14 protein-coding genes and 2 pseudogenes are annotated in these 15,907 nt (G+C 73.4%); 9 read left to right on the top strand and 7 right to left on the bottom strand.

Annotated elements, in window-relative coordinates:
- Window positions 1-10: 10 nt before the first annotated feature.
- Window positions 11-907 (top strand): intradiol ring-cleavage dioxygenase, encoded by an 897-nt coding sequence (locus L3X23_RS34740; RefSeq protein ID WP_237190153.1) that lies wholly within the window; start codon window positions 11-13, stop codon window positions 905-907.
- Between the two features lie 3 nt (window positions 908-910).
- On the opposite strand, the gene L3X23_RS34735 is transcribed toward L3X23_RS34740, so the two are convergent.
- Entirely contained in the window at window positions 911-1,060 is a 150-nt protein-coding gene (locus L3X23_RS34735) for a hypothetical protein (RefSeq protein WP_237190152.1), read from the bottom strand.
- Window positions 1,061-1,296: 236 nt separating this feature from the next.
- Window positions 1,297-2,037: an HAD-IIA family hydrolase gene (locus L3X23_RS34730; protein ID WP_218129991.1), complete on the bottom strand. Its 741-nt coding sequence runs from the start codon at window positions 2,035-2,037 to the stop codon at window positions 1,297-1,299.
- 121 nt (window positions 2,038-2,158) lie between these two features.
- On the opposite strand from L3X23_RS34730, the gene L3X23_RS34725 reads away from it, so the two are divergent.
- Window positions 2,159-2,944: a hypothetical protein gene (locus L3X23_RS34725; protein ID WP_237190151.1), complete on the top strand. Its 786-nt coding sequence runs from the start codon at window positions 2,159-2,161 to the stop codon at window positions 2,942-2,944.
- 113 nt (window positions 2,945-3,057) lie between these two features.
- Here the strand turns inward: L3X23_RS34725 and L3X23_RS34720 are convergent, their stop codons facing one another.
- From L3X23_RS34720 to L3X23_RS34710, 3 genes are all read right to left on the bottom strand, one after another.
- Window positions 3,058-3,867: an Fpg/Nei family DNA glycosylase gene (locus tag L3X23_RS34720; RefSeq protein ID WP_237190150.1), complete on the bottom strand. Its 810-nt coding sequence runs from the start codon at window positions 3,865-3,867 to the stop codon at window positions 3,058-3,060.
- A 79-nt stretch (window positions 3,868-3,946) separates the two neighbouring features.
- On the bottom strand, window positions 3,947-4,756 hold the full coding sequence (locus L3X23_RS34715) for an Fpg/Nei family DNA glycosylase (RefSeq protein WP_237190149.1): 810 nt from the start codon (window positions 4,754-4,756) through the stop codon (window positions 3,947-3,949).
- Window positions 4,749-5,195, bottom strand: a complete 447-nt coding sequence (locus L3X23_RS34710) for a ribose-5-phosphate isomerase (RefSeq protein WP_237190148.1) — start codon at window positions 5,193-5,195, stop codon at window positions 4,749-4,751. Before L3X23_RS34710 ends, L3X23_RS34715 begins: the two co-directional genes overlap by 8 nt.
- A gap of 17 nt (window positions 5,196-5,212) precedes the next feature.
- On the opposite strand from L3X23_RS34710, the gene L3X23_RS34705 reads away from it, so the two are divergent.
- The 6 genes and pseudogenes from L3X23_RS34705 (at window position 5,213) to L3X23_RS36510 (ending at window position 13,564) form a co-directional block, all read left to right on the top strand.
- The gene (locus tag L3X23_RS34705; RefSeq protein WP_237190147.1) at window positions 5,213-5,878 is read left to right on the top strand and encodes a DUF429 domain-containing protein; all 666 of its coding nucleotides are present in this window, start codon (window positions 5,213-5,215) and stop codon (window positions 5,876-5,878) included.
- Between the two features lie 79 nt (window positions 5,879-5,957).
- Entirely contained in the window at window positions 5,958-6,605 is a 648-nt protein-coding gene (locus tag L3X23_RS34700) for a molybdenum cofactor guanylyltransferase (RefSeq protein WP_237190146.1), read from the top strand.
- A gap of 5 nt (window positions 6,606-6,610) precedes the next feature.
- Window positions 6,611-7,180, top strand: a pseudogene (locus L3X23_RS34695) (TenA family protein); the annotation flags it as partial.
- Between the two features lie 150 nt (window positions 7,181-7,330).
- Window positions 7,331-9,886, top strand: coding sequence for a carboxylate--amine ligase/circularly permuted type 2 ATP-grasp protein (locus tag L3X23_RS34690; protein ID WP_237190144.1), 2,556 nt, complete (start codon window positions 7,331-7,333; stop codon window positions 9,884-9,886).
- Between the two features lie 60 nt (window positions 9,887-9,946).
- Window positions 9,947-11,713 (top strand): N-acetylglutaminylglutamine amidotransferase, encoded by a 1,767-nt coding sequence (locus L3X23_RS34685; RefSeq protein ID WP_093089040.1) that lies wholly within the window; start codon window positions 9,947-9,949, stop codon window positions 11,711-11,713.
- Window positions 11,714-13,564, top strand: a complete 1,851-nt coding sequence (locus tag L3X23_RS36510; protein ID WP_237190143.1) for a prolyl oligopeptidase family serine peptidase — start codon at window positions 11,714-11,716, stop codon at window positions 13,562-13,564.
- Window positions 13,565-13,577: 13 nt separating this feature from the next.
- Here L3X23_RS36510 and L3X23_RS34675 read toward each other — a convergent pair whose 3' ends face one another.
- Together L3X23_RS34675 and L3X23_RS34670 are read right to left on the bottom strand one after the other, a co-directional pair.
- The gene (locus tag L3X23_RS34675) at window positions 13,578-15,074 is read right to left on the bottom strand and encodes a serine/threonine-protein kinase (protein ID WP_237190142.1); all 1,497 of its coding nucleotides are present in this window, start codon (window positions 15,072-15,074) and stop codon (window positions 13,578-13,580) included.
- A 112-nt stretch (window positions 15,075-15,186) separates the two neighbouring features.
- Window positions 15,187-15,363 (bottom strand): annotated as a pseudogene (locus tag L3X23_RS34670) (transglycosylase family protein); the annotation flags it as partial.
- A 123-nt stretch (window positions 15,364-15,486) separates the two neighbouring features.
- Between L3X23_RS34670 and L3X23_RS34665 the strand changes: the two are divergent.
- Window positions 15,487-15,907: site-specific integrase (locus L3X23_RS34665; protein WP_237198206.1), on the top strand; the 421-nt coding region annotated here is incomplete at its 3' end.

Here is a 15,907-nt window from a genome sequence, read left to right as displayed (position 1 = left end):
CGTTCGTCCCATGCCGAACGAGATGTCGCACTCCCCGGCCTACCGGGGCCGCCGCCTCCCCCGACCCGACGAGGAGGTCGTCGACCAGGGGCTCGCGTTCGACATGGGCACGCTGCTCGGGCGCAGGCGGATGCTGCGCGTGCTGGGTGTCGGGGCGGCCACCCTGGGTCTGGCGGCCTGCGGGGCGGGCACCACGACGTCGAGCGCCGCGACGGCCACCACGAGCGCGGGCGAGATCCCCGACGAGACCGCGGGCCCCTATCCCGGGGACGGCTCCAACGGGCCGAACGCGCTGGCCGAGAGCGGGATCGTCCGCAGCGACATCCGCTCCAGCATCGGCACCGGGTCGGCGACGGCCGAGGGCGTTCCGATGACCCTGGAGCTGACGGTCGCCGACCTGGCGAACGGAGGCTCGGCCTTCGCGGGTGTGGCCGTGTACGTGTGGCACTGCGACCGGGAGGGTCGCTACTCGCTCTACTCCGAGGGCGTCGAGAACGAGAACTACCTGCGCGGTGTGCAGATCGCGGACGCCGACGGCACGGTGCGCTTCACGAGCGTCTTCCCGGCCTGCTACCCGGGCCGGTGGCCGCACGTGCACCTCGAGGTCTACCCGGACGGGGCGAGCATCACCGACTCCGCGAACGCCGTCGCGACCTCGCAGGTCGCGCTGCCGCGGGACGTCTGCGAGGCGGTCTACGCACAGTCCGGCTACGCGTCCTCGGTGCCGAACCTCGCGGAGCTGAGCCTCGACACCGACGGTGTCTTCGGCGACGACGGCGGCGCGTCCCAGCTGGCGACCGTCACCGGCGACCCGACGGGCGGCTACGCCGTCTCGTTGCCGGTCCGGATCGACACCCGGACCACCCCGTCGGCCGGCGGTGGGGCTCCGGGCGGACCACGTCGCTGAGGATCAGGCGGCGTTCGGCTCGTCCCAGACCCACTGGGAGACCATCGGGCTCGGGCAGTCCGGGCACTCGACGGCGAAACCCGCCGTCTCCTCGCCGGACATCTCGGCATAGGAACCGCATTCCGGGCAGCTCCACCACACGGTGTCACTCATGACGTCCGAGGGTAATCACATGTGTGTGATTCGCAAGTCCGGAGCATGATGAAATGGTCCGAACGCGCCGTAACACGGCGTGAGAGCCCGGCGAGTCTCCCCCCGAGGCGCCGAGTACCCGAACGGGTGACCGGGCGGACACGGGGCGCCCCTCCCGCGGCCGGGAGACACCCCTCCCTCACCGGCCGCCGGTCCACGCCGGCGTGCCCGCCGGCGTGGACCACCTGGGCCGACCGCTACACGTCGTCGACCAGCTCGGCGATGGACGAGACCACCCGGTTCGGCCGGTACGGGTACCTGTCCACCCGGTCGGCACGCATGATCCCGCTGAGCACCAGCACCGTGCGCATGCCCGCCTCCAGGCCCGCGACGACGTCGGTGTCCATCCGGTCCCCGATCATCACCGTGGTCTCGGAGTGGGCGCCGAGACGGTTGAGCGCGGCGCGCATCATCAGCGGGTTCGGCTTGCCCACGAAGTAGGGGTCCACCCCGGTGGCCCGGGTGATCAGCGCGGCGACCGAGCCGGTCGCGGGCAGCGACCCCTCGTTCGACGGCCCGGTGGCGTCCGGGTTGGTGGCGACGAACCGGGCGCCCGCCTCGACCAGCCGGATCGCCGTCGTCACCGCCTCGAAGCTGTAGGTGCGGGTCTCCCCCAGCACCACGTAGTCCGGCGCGGAGTCGGTGAGCACGTACCCGATCTCGTGCAGGGCCGTGGTCAGGCCCGCCTCGCCCACCACGTAGGCCGAGCCGCCGGGGCGCTGCTGGTCGAGGAAGGTCGCGGTGGCCAGCGCGGAGGTCCAGATCGACTCCACCGGGACGTCGATGCCGGTGTTGCGCAGCCGGAACTGCAGGTCGCGCGGGGTGTAGATCGAGTTGTTGGTGAGGACCAGGAAGGGAGTCTCGGTCTCGCGCAGACGCTTCACGAACTCGTCGGCGCCGGGGATGATGTTCCCCTCGTGGACGAGCACGCCGTCCATGTCGGTCATCCAGGCCTCGACGGGCTTGCTCTCGGACACCCTGGCAGGGTAGCCCCGGGAACGGACGCGGGCTTTCGTCCGTTATCTCCGTAGACGATTCGGAGTACAGGGAGAGAGACCCGTGGACCTCGTGACCATTCTGATCCTGCTCGCCGTGGTGGGTGGTGTCATCTGGCTGGTCCGCAACCGTGGCGCGGGCCAGGCCGCACAGCTGGAGGACGCCAAGTCCGACGCGCGCCGCTGGCTCGAGCGCCTCGGCGGCCAGGTGCTGAACCTGATCGGCACGAACGAGGCCGCGAAGCAGGCGCTCGCCGACGCGTCCGAGCGCTACAACGCCGCGGGCTCGCAGATGGAGCAGGCGAAGACCCCGGCGCAGGCCCGCGGCGTGACCGAGACCGCCTACGAGGGCCTCTACTACGTCCGGGCCGCGCGGCTGGCCATGGACATGGACCCCGGCCCCGAGCTGCCGCCGCTGCCCGGTCAGCAGCGCGCGGGCGCGGTCACCGAGGAGCGGAACGTCGACGTCGAGGGCCAGAGCTACAGCGCCTCGCCGAACCCCTCGGACCGCAACTCGCACTACTACCCGGGCGGGAACGTCGCGGGGCGGCCGGTCCCGGCGGGCTGGTACTCCGAGCCGTGGTGGAAGCCGGCGCTGGTGGCGGGCGCCTGGGGTGTCGGGTCGGCGCTGCTGTTCAGCGCGATGTTCTCCGGCATGGCAGGCAGCGCCTACGCGGGCGGCTACGAGCAGGGCCTGGCGGACGCGCAGGCCGAGGACATGGGCGGCGGTGACATGGGGGCCGACGGCGGCGACATGGGCGGCGACGGCGGTGGCGACTTCGGTGGCGGGGACTTCGGCGGAGGCGACTTCGGCGGGGGCGGAGATTTCGGCGGAGGGTTCGACTTCTGATCATCGGGGGTTTGCGAATCCGATGATCGGGTAATCCATGCTCGGAGCAGACCTCGGCCGGCACGACCGGCCATGCGACACAGACCGGCCCGGAGCGCTCAGTCCCGGGCCGGTCAGTGCTTTCCGGGGTCGTCCGCCGCCTGGCACCGGGGGCACCAGAAGAGGTTGCGGCCCTGGTGGGTCGTGCGGGCGATCGGGGTGCCGCACACCAGACAGGGGCGCCCGGCGCGGCGGTAGGTGTAGACCGCGCCAGCGCAGGCGCTGTTCCCGTCGTCGCCCCCGGGCACGCAGGTCGTCTCGATCCGGCCCGCCCGCTCCCCCGCCCGCAGCATGTCGGTCAGGTCGGCCCACAGGGCGTCGAACCGCTCGCGGCCGAGGTCACGGCCCGCCCGCTGCGGGTCGAGGCCGCACCGGAACAGGGTCTCGGCCCGGAAGACGTTCCCCAGCCCGGCGATCACGCTCTGGTCCATCAACAGCGACGCCAGCGGCGCGCGGGAGCGCGAGATCCGGCGCCAGGCCTCCTCCGGGTCCGCGTCGGCGCGCAGCGGGTCGGGGCCGAGGCGGGCGCGGATGGCCTTCACCTCGACGTCGGTGAGCACCGCGCAGGCCGAGGGTCCACGCAGGTCGGCGTAGTGGGTCTCGCCGACCATCCGCATCCGGACCTGGCCCCGCGGCTCCGGCAGGGGGAGCCGCCGGTTGGGGAACCGACCCCACAGACCCAGGTGGACGTGCACGACGAGATCCGGGCCGTAGTGCTGGAACAGGTGCTTGCCGTGCGCCTCGACGGCGGCGAGCACCCGGCCGTCGACCAGCTCGGCGTCCGTGGCGAAGCGGCCCTGGGGGCTGCTCACCGCGACCGGCGCCCCCGCGAACCGGCGGCGCTGCAGGCGGGCCATGCGGTGCACGGTGTGGCCTTCGGGCATCCCCCGAGCCTGCCCGCACCCCGCCGATCCCGCGCGTCGACCCGTGAGCGGCGATGGTCGCCAGGGCGACCATCGCCGCTCACGAGGGTTGGCAGGTGGGGCACCAGAACAGGTTGCGGGCCTGGTGGGTCACGGTCAGCACGGTGGTGCCGCAGACGTGGCAGGGCAGCCCGGCCCGGCGGTAGACGTACACCTCGCCGCCGTGGCGGTCCTTCCGCGGGGCGAGCCCCTTGCGCCGGGGGTCGTCCTCCGGTCGCACCGTGTCGATCCGGCCCTTCCGCACGCCGTCCTTCATCAGGGCGACGAGGTCCGCGGCCATCGCGTCCCACGTGCCCCGGTCCAGCGCCCGGCCGGAGGTCTGCGGGTCCAGGCGGTGGCGGAACAGCAGCTCGGCGCGGTACACGTTCCCGACGCCGCTGATCACCTTCTGGTCCATCAGCAGCGTGGCGAGCGGGCTCGAGCTCCTCGCGAGCCGGGCGTACACCCGGTCCGGGTCGAAGTCCCGGCGCAGCGGGTCGGGGCCGAGACGCTCCCGGATGGCCTTCACCTCGGCGCGGGTGAGCAGCTCGCACGCCGTGGGGCCGCGCAGGTCCGCGAAGTGGGTCTCCCCGACCAGCCGCATCCGCAGCTGTCCGCGAGGCTCCGGCGCGGGCAGCTCGCCCTCGTCGAACGTGCCGTAGAGACCCAGGTGGACGTGCACCACGAGGTCCGCGGCGAAGGTGTGGAACAGGTGCTTGCCGTGGGCCTCGGCGCGGGTGAGCACCTGGCCGTCGAGCAGGGCGGCGGAGTCGGCGAAGCGGCCCTGCGGACTGGTGACCCGCACGGGCCTGCGCGCGAAGAGCTTCTGGTGCCTGCGGGCGAGCCGGTGGAGGGTGTGGCCCTCAGGCACGTTCGTACGCGGACACCTGGTCGATGCGCCGCTGGTGGCGCTCGCCGTGGCTGAACGGGGTGGCGAGGAAGGCCTCGACGATCGCGAAGGCCTCCGCCTCGGTGTGCTGGCGGGCGCCGATCCCGACGACCTGCGCGTCGTTGTGCTCGCGGCTCAGCTTCGCGGTGTCGACGTTCCACGCCAGGGCGGCGCGGATCCCCTTCACCTTGTTCGCGGCGATCTGCTCGCCGTTGCCCGACCCGCCGATGACGACGCCGAGGCTGCCCGGGTCGTTCACCACCTTCCGCGCGGTGTCGATGCAGAAGGCGGGGTAGTCGTCCTCCGGGTCGTAGGTGAGGGCGCCGACGTCCACGACGTCGTATCCCTTGCCGCCCAGGTGCTTCACCAGGGCCGCCTTGAGCTCGAAACCGGCGTGGTCACTGCCGAGGTAGACGCGCACGACGAGAATCCTGCCTCATGAGGGTCGCCGGTGTGGACGGGGTGCCCGGAGGGTGGGTCGTGGTCCGGCTCGCACCCGTCCGGTGGGACGTCGTGGTCTCGGCCGCCGAGGTCGTCGCGCTGACGGCGGGCTGCGACGCGGTGGCGGTCGACATCCCGCTCGCGGTGCCGGTGTCCGGGTGGCGACCGTGCGACGGGCTGGCCGCGGCCCGGCTGGGCCGGGCCCGGTCGTCGATCTTCCCGGCGCCCCCGCTGCCGGTGCTGCAGGCCGCCTCGCACGCCGAGGCCGTCGCGGTGGCGCGGCGGCTCACCGGCAAGGGCATCAGCATCCAGACCTGGAACATCCGGCGGCAGATCCTGGACTGGCTGTCCGTCGACCTGCCGCCGACGGTCGTGGAGGCCTCGCCCGAGCTGGCGTTCCGCGGGCTGCTCCCCGGTGATTTCGCCTCGAAGAAGACGGCCCGCGGGGTCGGCAGACGGCTCGCCGCGCTGGGCACCTGGGTGTCGCCGTCGGTGTTCACCGACCTCCCCGCAGGCGCCCGGCTCGACGACTGCCTCGACGCCCTGGCCTGCGCCTGGACCGCCGAGCGGGTCGCGGCGGGCGAGGTGGAGATGCTGGGCGGGGAGCTGGGCGCGGACGGGCGGGTGATGCGGATCGCGGCTCCGGTGGTGGGTGGCGGCTGACGCTTGGGCGTCCCAAGCGTCGCTGAGCGGTGCTTGGGCGTCCCGAGCGTCAGGGCCGGGCCGGGCAGGAGCCTGCGGCATGCTGGCAGCCGTGCGGCGGGGCGACGACAGGGGGAACCGGGTGCGGGCGGCGGGGATCGTGCTGGCGGGTGGACGCTCGTCCCGGATGGGCCGGTCGAAGGCGTGGTTGGACTGGCGCGGCACGCCCCTGCTGGCGCACGTCGTCGCGACCGTCGGCGGCGTCGTCGGGCCGGTGGTCGTGGTGGGGGCGCCGGGGCAGGACCTGCCGGCGACCGGCGCCGAGACCGTCGCCGACCCCGTCGCGGGGCGCGGGCCGCTGCAGGGCATCGCGACCGGGCTCGCCGCGGTGGCGGGCCGGGCGGACGCCGCGTTCGTCGCGTCGGTGGACCTCCCGCTGCTGCACCCGGCCTACGTCCGGCGGGTGCTGGACCTGCTCGGGGACCACGACGTGCTGCTCCCGGTGGCGCACGGCCACCACCAGCCCCTCGCCGCGGCGTACCGGGTGGGGCTCGCCGCGACCGTCGCCGACCTGCTCACCGCGGGCCGCAGCCGACCGCCCGACCTGTTCGCGACCGTCGACGTCCGCCGGGTGGAGGCCGCGGAGCTGCTGGCGGATCCCGCGCTGGCCGCGGCCGATCCCGCGCTGCGGTCACTGGTCAACGTCAACACCCCCGACGAGTACGCGACGGTCGTCGGCGAGACTTGATCCCCGTGTCGTTCTCCGAAGAGCTCCGCAGGACCCACGCCGAGACCTGGGCCGCCGCCGTCGGGCACCGGTTCGTCGACGAGCTGTGGGCGGGCACGGTGGACCGGACGGTCCTCGCCCGCTACCTCGTGCAGGACTTCCAGTTCTGCGACGCGTTCCTCGCCCTGATGGGCGCGGCCGTCGCGACCTGCGACGATCCCGCCGCGCGGGTGGTCCACGCCCGCCAGGTCGGGCTGGTCGCGGGCGACGAGCACGAGTTCTTCCTGTCCTCGTTCCGCACGCTCGGCGTCTCGGCCGAAACCGAGGCCACGGCCGGGCTCGCCGCCCCGACCCGCGGGTTCGTCGAGCTGATGGACACCGCGCGCGCGGACGCGAGCTACGCCGAGATCCTCGCCGTGCTGCTGGTGGCCGAGTGGCTCTACCTCGACTGGGCGGCGCGCGACGCGCCGACGCCCGCCGACCCGATCGCCGCGGAGTGGATCGACCTGCACCGGGGCCCCGCGTTCGCGGCGTGGGTGGACTTCCTGCGGGCCGAGTTCGACCGGGCCGCCGCGCACTCGTCGCACGTCGTCCGGGTGAGCAGGCGGTTCGGCGAGGCGGTGGATCTGGAGCTGGCGTTCTTCGAGGCGGCCTACGGCTGAGGGGGCGCCGGGGTGGGTACAAGCGGGTGTGGCGGCCGTCTGGGGGCTATGCGCCCGTAACAATTCGCACCTAGCGTCACTCGCATGAGTGCCGCCGGGAGACCCCTTCTCGGGGTCGAGGAGGAGTTCCACGTCGTGGATCTCACGACCCGGCGCGCCGCGCCGGAGGTCGACGTCCTGCTCCCCGAGCTCGACGGGGCGGAGTTCGCGCGGGAGCTGCAGCGTTCGCTGGTCGAGACCAACACCCCGGTCTGCGAGACCCTCGACGAGCTGGGCGGACACCTCCGCAGGCTCCGCGCCAGGCTGGAGTCGGTGGCGAGCCCGCGCGGGCTCGGGATCGTCGCGGCGGGCACCGTCCCGCTCGTCGACCTGACCGGGGACGACATCTCCGCGGGCGCCCGCTACGAGAAGATGCAGCACGAGTACCAGATGCTGGTGCGCGAGCAGCACATCTGCGGGGCGCAGGTGCACGTGGACGTGCCGGACCGGGACACCGCGGTGCAGGTCGTGCGGCGGGTGGCGCCGTATCTGAGCATCCTGCTCGCGATCTCCGCGAGCTCCCCGTACTGGCGCGGGCACGACACGGGCTACGCCAGCTACCGCAGCATGGTGTGGTCGCGTTGGCCCACGGCGGGGCCGCCGGCGATGGTCGAGACGGGCGCCGAGTACGACGCGATGGTGGCTCAGCTGATCGCCAGCGGCACCATCTCCGACCCGGGGATGCTCTACTTCGACATCCGGCCCAGCGCGCACGTGCCGACCGTCGAGCTGCGGGTGTGCGACGCGTGCACCGAGGTGGACGACGTCGTGCTCATCGCCGGGCTGTTCCGTGCCCTGGTCTGCCGGGCGCGCGAGGAGATCGACGCGGGGCAGCCGCTGCCCGCGGTCAGCCAGGAGCTGCTGCGGGCCGCGGCCTGGCGGGCCGCCCGGTCCGGGCTGGAGGGCGACCTCGTCGACCTGGCGGGGCCCACGCTCGTCAGCCCGCCGCTGCTCGTCGGGCAGCTGGTGCAGAGCCTGCGCCCGCAGCTGGAGGAGCTCGGCGACTGGGAGCAGGTCCTGGAGCTGTCCCAGGGCACGCTGCTGCGCGGGTCCGGGGCGGCCCGGCAGCGGCGGATGTACGGGCGGCGCGGCGAGCTGGTGGACGTCGTCGACGCCCTGATCGAGAACACCCAGGGCAGGCTGCTGGCGATCGACCCGCCGGTCGAGGCGCCGCTGGCCCAGGCCCTGCTGCAGGACTACCACCCCGCCACCTTCGACGAGGCCGTCTCCGACGGCGGCACCGTGCTGCCCGCCTACGGCTGGATGTTCCGGGCGCTCGACCGGCTCGGGCCGCGCGGCCTGGTCGCGGCCGAGGCCGCGCTGGCGACCGAGCAGCGCGCCCGCGGCGTCACCTTCGGGGACGACGGTCGGCTGTTCCCGCTGGACCTGGTCCCGCGGATCATCACGGCGGACGACTGGCAGACGCTGGAACCCGGCCTCGGCCAGCGCGTCCAGGCCCTCGAGCACTTCCTGCGGGACGCCTACGGCGACCGCCGGATCGTCCGGGACGGGATCGTGCCGGCCGCCGTGCTCGACAACGCACCCGGCAGGCACCGCAACGGCGAGATCGTGCCCGCGGACGTCGTCCGGATCGCGGTGGCCGGGATCGACCTGGTCCGAGACGCCCCGGACCACTGGCTCGTCCTGGAGGACAACCTGCGGGTGCCCTCGGGCATCGGGTACTCGATCATGTCCCGGCGGCTCGTGCGGTCGGTGATGAGCGATCTCGAGCCGCCCACCGGCGTCGTCGGGTTGGAGGACGTGCCCGGGCGGCTGCGGGCCGCGCTGCTCTCCGCCACCGAGACCGGCACCCCGGGGCACGACGAGGTGGCGCTGCTCTCGTCCGGCCCGTCGGACTCCGCGTTCTTCGAACACGAGCTGCTCGCCACGCAGATGGGGGTCCCGGTGGTCACCCCGCGGGACCTGCAGGTCACCGACGAGGGCGTCTACCTGGTGTCGGTCGGCAGCAAGCGGCGGCTCTCCGCGCTCTACCGTCGGATGGACGAGAAGGACCTCATGTCCTCGCGCGGCGCGGACATGCGCCCGATCGGACGGGCCCTGGCCGCCGCCGTCGCCAAGGGGCGGGTCGCGCTGCTCAACGCCCTGGGCAACGGGCTCGCGGACGACAAGCTGGTCTACGCCTACGTCCCGGACATGATCCGCTTCTACCTCGGCGAGGAGCCGCTGCTCGACTCGGTGCCGACCTACCCGTGCGTCGACGACGCGCGGCGCGCCGAGGTGCTCGACCGGCTGGACGAGCTCGTCCTCAAGCCGGTCGACGGCTACGGCGGCAGCGGGATCGTGATCGGCCCGCACGCCGAGCGCTCCGAGCTCACCGAGGTGGAGAAGCAGATCCGCGCCGAGCCCGCGCGGTGGGTGGCGCAGGACATGGTGCAGCTCTCCACGCACCCGACCTTCTCGGGGCGCCGGTTGGAGCCGCGCGCGGTCGACCTGCGCGCGTTCGTCTTCCAGAGCCAGTACGGCGGCAACGCGCACCTCGACGTGGTGCCCGCCACCCTGTCCCGGGTCGCGCCGGCAGGCTCACTGATCGTCAACTCGTCGCGGGGCGGCGGGGCGAAGGACACCTGGATCTTGCGCTGAGGTCGTGCGCGGCGAGTGGTGCTCTGGCACCACTCGCCGCGCACGGGTAGGGAGTGGCACATGTGCGGTATCGCGGGCGAGATGCGGTTCGACGGGGAGGCGGCGGATCCGGCGGTGGTCGCGCGGATCACCAAGGCCCTCGAACGGCGGGGGCCGGACGGGACCGGGGTGCACGCCGCGGGGCCGGTCGCGCTGGGGCACCGCAGGCTGAAGATCATCGACCTGTCGGAGCGCGGGGCGCAGCCGATGGTCGACTCGGCGCTCGGCCTGGCCGTGGTGTTCAACGGTTGCATCTACAACTACCGCGAGCTGCGCACCGAGCTGGAGGCCGCGGGGCACACGTTCTTCTCGAACTCGGACACCGAGACCGTGCTCAAGGCCTACGCGCACTGGGGCGCGGCCTGTGTGGAGCACTTCAAGGGGATGTTCGCGTTCGCGGTGTCCGAGCGGGACACCGGGCGGCTCGTCCTGGGCCGCGACCGGCTGGGGATCAAGCCGCTGTACTACTCCCCCGGCCCGCGCCGGATCCGGTTCGCCTCCTCGCTGCCGGCGCTGCTGGCGGCGGGCGAGGTCGACACGTCCATCGACCCGGTCGCGCTGCACCACTACATGACCTTCCACTCGGTGGTGCCGGCGCCGCGGACGATCCTGAACGGCGTCCGGAAGCTGCCGCCCGCCACCGTGCGGACCTACGAGGCGAACGGCACGTTCTCCGACCACGTCTACTGGACCCCCGTCCACGAGCGACGGCTGTCCGTGCCGGACTGGACCGAGGCCGTGCTCGAGGGGCTGCGCGCCGCCGTCCGGCGCCGGATGGTCGCGGACGTGCCGGTCGGGGTGCTACTCAGCGGCGGCCTCGACTCGTCCCTGATCGTCGCGCTGCTGGCGCAGGAGGGGCAGCGGGACCTCAAGACCTTCTCCGTGGGCTTCCACGCCGCCGGCGGGGAGAAGGGCGACGAGTTCGAGTACAGCGACATCGTCGCCAAGGAGTTCGGGACCGACCACCAGCAGATCCTGGTCGACCCCGCCCGGATGCTCCCCGCCGTCGACGACACGATCACGGCGATGTCCGAGCCCATGGTCAGCCACGACTGTGTGGCGTTCTACCTGCTCAGCGAGGAGGTCGCCAAGTCGGTGACGGTCGTGCAGAGCGGGCAGGGCGCCGACGAGGTGTTCGCCGGCTACGACTGGTACCCGCCGCTGGCCGCCACACCGCGGGACCAGGCCGTGGAGGCCTACCAGGCCGTGTTCACCGACCGGCCGCACAGCGACCTGGCCTCCATCCTCGAACCCGAGTGGCTGCTCGACCACGATCCCAGCCGCGCGTTCATCACCTCACATTTCGCGCAGCCGGGGGCGGAGCGCACACTGGATGCGGCACTGAGGCTGGACAGCACGATCATGCTCGTGGACGATCCGGTCAAGCGCGTCGACAACATGACCATGGCCTGGGGGCTCGAGGCACGGGTCCCGTTCCTGGACCACGAGCTCGTGGAGCTGGCGGCGGCGTGCCCACCAGAACTGAAACTCAGCGAAGGCGGCAAGGGGGTCCTGAAGAAGGCGGCCCGCGGCGTCGTCCCGGACGCGGTCATCGACCGGCCGAAGGGATACTTCCCGGTACCGGCCATCCGGCACCTGGAGGGGCCGTTCCTCGAACGGGTGCGTGCCGCCGTCACCGATCCCGTGGCCAAGGCCCGGGGGCTGGTCCGCAGCGACTGGCTGGAGCGGATGCTGGCGGATCCGAACACGCAGCGCACCAACCTGGGTTCGAACGCGTTGTGGCAGGTAGCACTGCTGGAGATGTGGTTGCAGGAGAGGGGGATATGAGTGGAGAGCTTCACCGAACGGCGGCGCGCCCAACTGGCCGGTGACCTCGGCGATCAGCTGATCGTCCCCTCCTACCGGTCCCCGCTGCCGTCCCCCGACGGCACGCTGCTGGCCTGGATCTCCGACCGGGACGGGCGGCCGCGGGCGTGGGTGGCGCCGTTCGGCGAGGAGCCCGCCGCGCCGTTGGACACCGAGGTGGACCCGACCGTGGCCTGCGACGTCGTGGCCCTCTCGTGGTCGCCGGACGGCGCGTGGCTGGCCGTGCAGATCGCCCCCGGCGGCGGGGAGCGGACGCGGGTCCTGCTGCTGTCGCCGAACGGGGTGGAGCGCCGCGAGATCGCCGCCGGGTCGCTCGCGGTCACCCTCGGTGCGTGGTCGCCGAGCGGACGCCAGGTCGGCGTCACGATCTACGGCCCGGACGGGGACGGCACGGCCTGCCTCGTCGACGTCCGGGACGGGTCCTCGACGGTCCTCGCCTCCGGGCCCGCCGCCGTGGTGTGCGCGGTGAGCCGGGACGGACGGATCGTCGTGGTGCGGACCGGGCGGCGCGGCCGCCGCGGCCTGGAGCTGATCGACCTGTGGACCGGGCGTCGGGTGGAGCTGCTGCCCGGCCACGACGCCACCGTCGCGGACGCGCGGTTCGGCGTCACCGGGTCCGTCCTCTACCTGCACACCGACGCCGGTCGGGACCGCCCCGCGCTGCTCGCCTGCACCGTGTCCGACGACGACGTCTCCCTGGCCTGGGAGGTCGCCGCCCGCGGCGGAGACGATCTGGACGCCTACGCGCTCGACCCCGCGGGCGCCCGCGCCGTGCTGTCCTGGAACGTCGACGGACGCAGCGAGCTGGAGCTCGTCGACCTGCGGGACGGGCTCTCCTCCCCGGTCTCCGACCAGCCCGGGGACGTCGTGACCGGGCTGGCGTTCACCCGGGACGGGCACACGCTGCTCGTCGCGTCGGAGGGCCCCACGATGCCGCCGGGCATCACGCGGATCGCGCTGGACGTGCCCCTGGCCGAGCCGGTCGCGGTGCTCCCCGGCGAGATCGAGGTGGTCGAGGACTTCGTCGAACCCACGCTGCACGAGTTCCGCGGCGAGGACGGGCTCGGGCTGACCGGCTGGCTGTTCCGGCCCCACACCGCCTACGGCGCGGCGCCCACGCTGATCTGGCTGCACGGCGGGCCGGAGGCGCAGGAACGGCCGGTGTTCCACCCGCTGTTCCAGGCGCTGGTCGCGGCCGGGGTGCAGGTCTTCGCGCCGAACGTCCGCGGCTCGGCCGGGTTCGGCCGCGCGTTCTCCCAGGCGGACGACCTGGACCAGCGGTTCACCGCCATCACCGACGTGCGGGCGGCCGTCACGTTCCTGCGCACGTCCGGGCTCGCGGACCCGGACCGGATCGGGGTGTCCGGGCGGTCCTACGGCGGGTACCTCACGCTCGTCGCACTGGCCTGGTTCCCGTCGCTGTTCGCGGTGGGTGTGGACGTGTGCGGGATGAGCGACCTCGAGACCTTCTACGCCGAGACCGAGCCGTGGATCGCGTCGTCGGCGACCACGAAGTACGGGGACCCGGTGGCGGACCGCGAGCTGCTGCGCTCGCTGTCGCCGATCCACGCCGTCGACGAGATCCGGGCCCCGCTGATGGTGGTGCACGGGCGCTACGACACGAACGTCCCGCTGGGCGAGGCGCTGCGCATGGTCGCGGCCCTGGAGCAGCGCGGCGCCACCCCCCGGCTGCTGCTCTTCGACGACGAGGGCCACGAGACCCACGCCGTCGCCCACCGGGCGCAGTTCGTCCGCGAGGTGGTGGGGTGGGTCACCGCGCACCTGCAGGAACCGGCCTCCCAGACGGCGTGAGGCGGCGGTCCGCTCAGGCCCGCGAGAAGGACTGGATCAGGTCGTCCTGCACGGTGAACGTGTAGGGCTCGCTGCTGGTGGAGCCGTCCGCCCTGGTGAAGACGATGGTGGCCGAGACCTGGCCGTTCCCCGAGCTGCGGGCGTTCTGCACCTGCACGTCCCGGATGCCCGCGTAGAAGTTCCGGAAGCCGGAGATCCCGCCCGAGGCCGCCTGCGCCTGCGGGCTGAGCCGTACGAACGCGGCGTCCGGGTCCTCGGGCAGCAGCCCGTAGTAGTCCTGCACGAAGGCCACCGCGCCGTCGCTCGCGGGGGTCGTCGTCGGGGTCGTGGTGGTGGGGCGGGGCGTCGTGGTCGTCGGCGCGGCGGTGGTGGTGCGCGGCGCGGCCGTGGTGGTCGGCCCCGCCGCGACCGGCGGCGGGTCCTCCTGCTGCCCGGTGTTCGCGCGCAGCGCACCGATCAGGACGCCGGCGCCCACCACCAGCACGGCCAGCACGCCGACGAGGATCGGGACCCACCGGCGGCGGGTCGGGGGCGTGCTCGGCGGGGGCGCGGCGGGCAGGTCGGTGAGGGTGCGCGGACCCTCCGGCGGCGGCGGGGACGCTACTGCGGCGACCTGCGTGACCGGCGCCGTCGCCACCATCCCGGCCGCGGACCCGCCCGCCGCGATCGCGGACAGGGCGTCCCTGGCCTGCGACGCGGTGGGCCGGTCGCCGGGCTCGTTGGCCATCAGGCGCATGAGCAGGGCGGTCAGCGCGCCCGCGTGCTCCGGCGGGCGGATGCGGCCGGTCGCGACCTTGTGGAGCAGGGCGTAGGCGTTGTCGTCCAGTCCGAACGGCGGCTCGCCCTCGACCGCGGCGTAGAGCGTGGCGCCGAGCGCGAACACGTCCGACGCGCTGGTCGGCTCCTGGCCGCGCGCCACCTCGGGGGCGAGGAAGGCCGGGGTGCCCGCGATCATGCCGGTGCGGGTGAGCTGCACGTCGTCCACGGCGCGGGAGACGCCGAAGTCGGTGATCTTGGCGCGGCCGTCCTCGGCGATCAGGACGTTCCCGGGCTTGATGTCGCGGTGCACCACCCCGGCCGCGTGCGCCGCGGCCAGCCCGTCCGCGATCTGCACGCCGACGGCCGCGGCGTCCTTCGGCGTCATCGGGCCCTTCTCCCCCAGGACCACCGCGAACGAGCGGCTGGGGAGGTACTCCATGACGAGCCAGGGCCGCTCGTCGTGCACCACGACGTCGAACATGCTGATGACGTGCGGGTGCTGCAGACGCGCCCCGATCCGGCCCTCGCGCAGCAGCCGCTGGCGGGACTCCTCGGCGGCGTCGTTCCCGTGGCCCATCGGGGCGCCCGCGACGATCAGCTCCTTGATCGCGACGGTGCGGTTGAGCAGCTCGTCCGTCCCGCGCCACACCGCGCCCATCGCCCCGGCGCCGATGCGCTCCTCCAGGCGGTAGCGGTTCCCGATGCGCGCGCCCCCCTCGGACGACGGCGCGGGGGGCTCGGGCGGGGTCATGACCCCCAAGGGTAGGCGGGGCTCGGCGGGGCGCTGCTCCCAGGTGCGGGGGTCATCGTGGGACTCATCGCGGGGGTGCTCGCGAGGGTCTGTTCGGGGGTCGTCGCGGGGGTCATCGCGGGAGTCCGAGCTTGCGGGCGCAGGCGGGCCAGCTGCCGTAGCCGCCGCGCTGGTCGCGGACCTTCGTGGCGACCGCGATCTGCTGTTCCCTGGTCGCGGCGTCGGCGCGCGGGGCGTGCGCGGTGCCGCCGAAGTCCTCCCAGGTCGCCTGGCTGAACTGCAGGCCACCACTTATCTGGACATCTCCTACGCCACGACGAGGAAGCTGCAGGTCAGACGACGACGGTTCATGATCTAGTTCGCGGTCATGCGAGTGGTGAAATGCGAACCGGAGCGGCCAGGAGAGCCGACGGTGGCTGTGGTCGACGACTGCGAGGTGCCGGTGGCAGAGGTGTCGGCGTTCCTGTCGTCGTTGGCGGTGCGGGAGTACTCGCCGAACACAGTCCGGGCCTACGCCTACGACCTGATGAAGCTGCTGCAGTTCCTCGACGAGCGTGGCGAGCCGGTCAGTGGGTTCTCCCCGATGCTGGCCACGGAGTTCCTGGGCTGGCTGCGGGTTCAGTCCTCGGCCGGGCGGGCGCAGCGCAGCCAGCTCGGTTTGGTCAGCGGGGACGGGCGTCGGTTGTCGGCGCGCACCTGCAACCGGGTGCTGGCTGCGGTGTCGTCGTTCTACGAGTTCCTGATCAGCTGCGGCGGCTACACGCAGGTGGAGAACCCGATCCTGCGCGAGGCCGACCAGGCCTCGTCCCGCGTGCTGGGCCGGCATCGGCCAA

The sequence above is a fragment of the Pseudonocardia sp. WMMC193 genome, assembly GCF_021728735.1.
In the GTDB taxonomy this organism is placed as follows: domain Bacteria; phylum Actinomycetota; class Actinomycetes; order Mycobacteriales; family Pseudonocardiaceae; genus Pseudonocardia; species Pseudonocardia oroxyli.
Note: the sequence above shows the minus strand (reverse complement) of the source record. Positions and strands in the feature narration are given on the sequence as shown.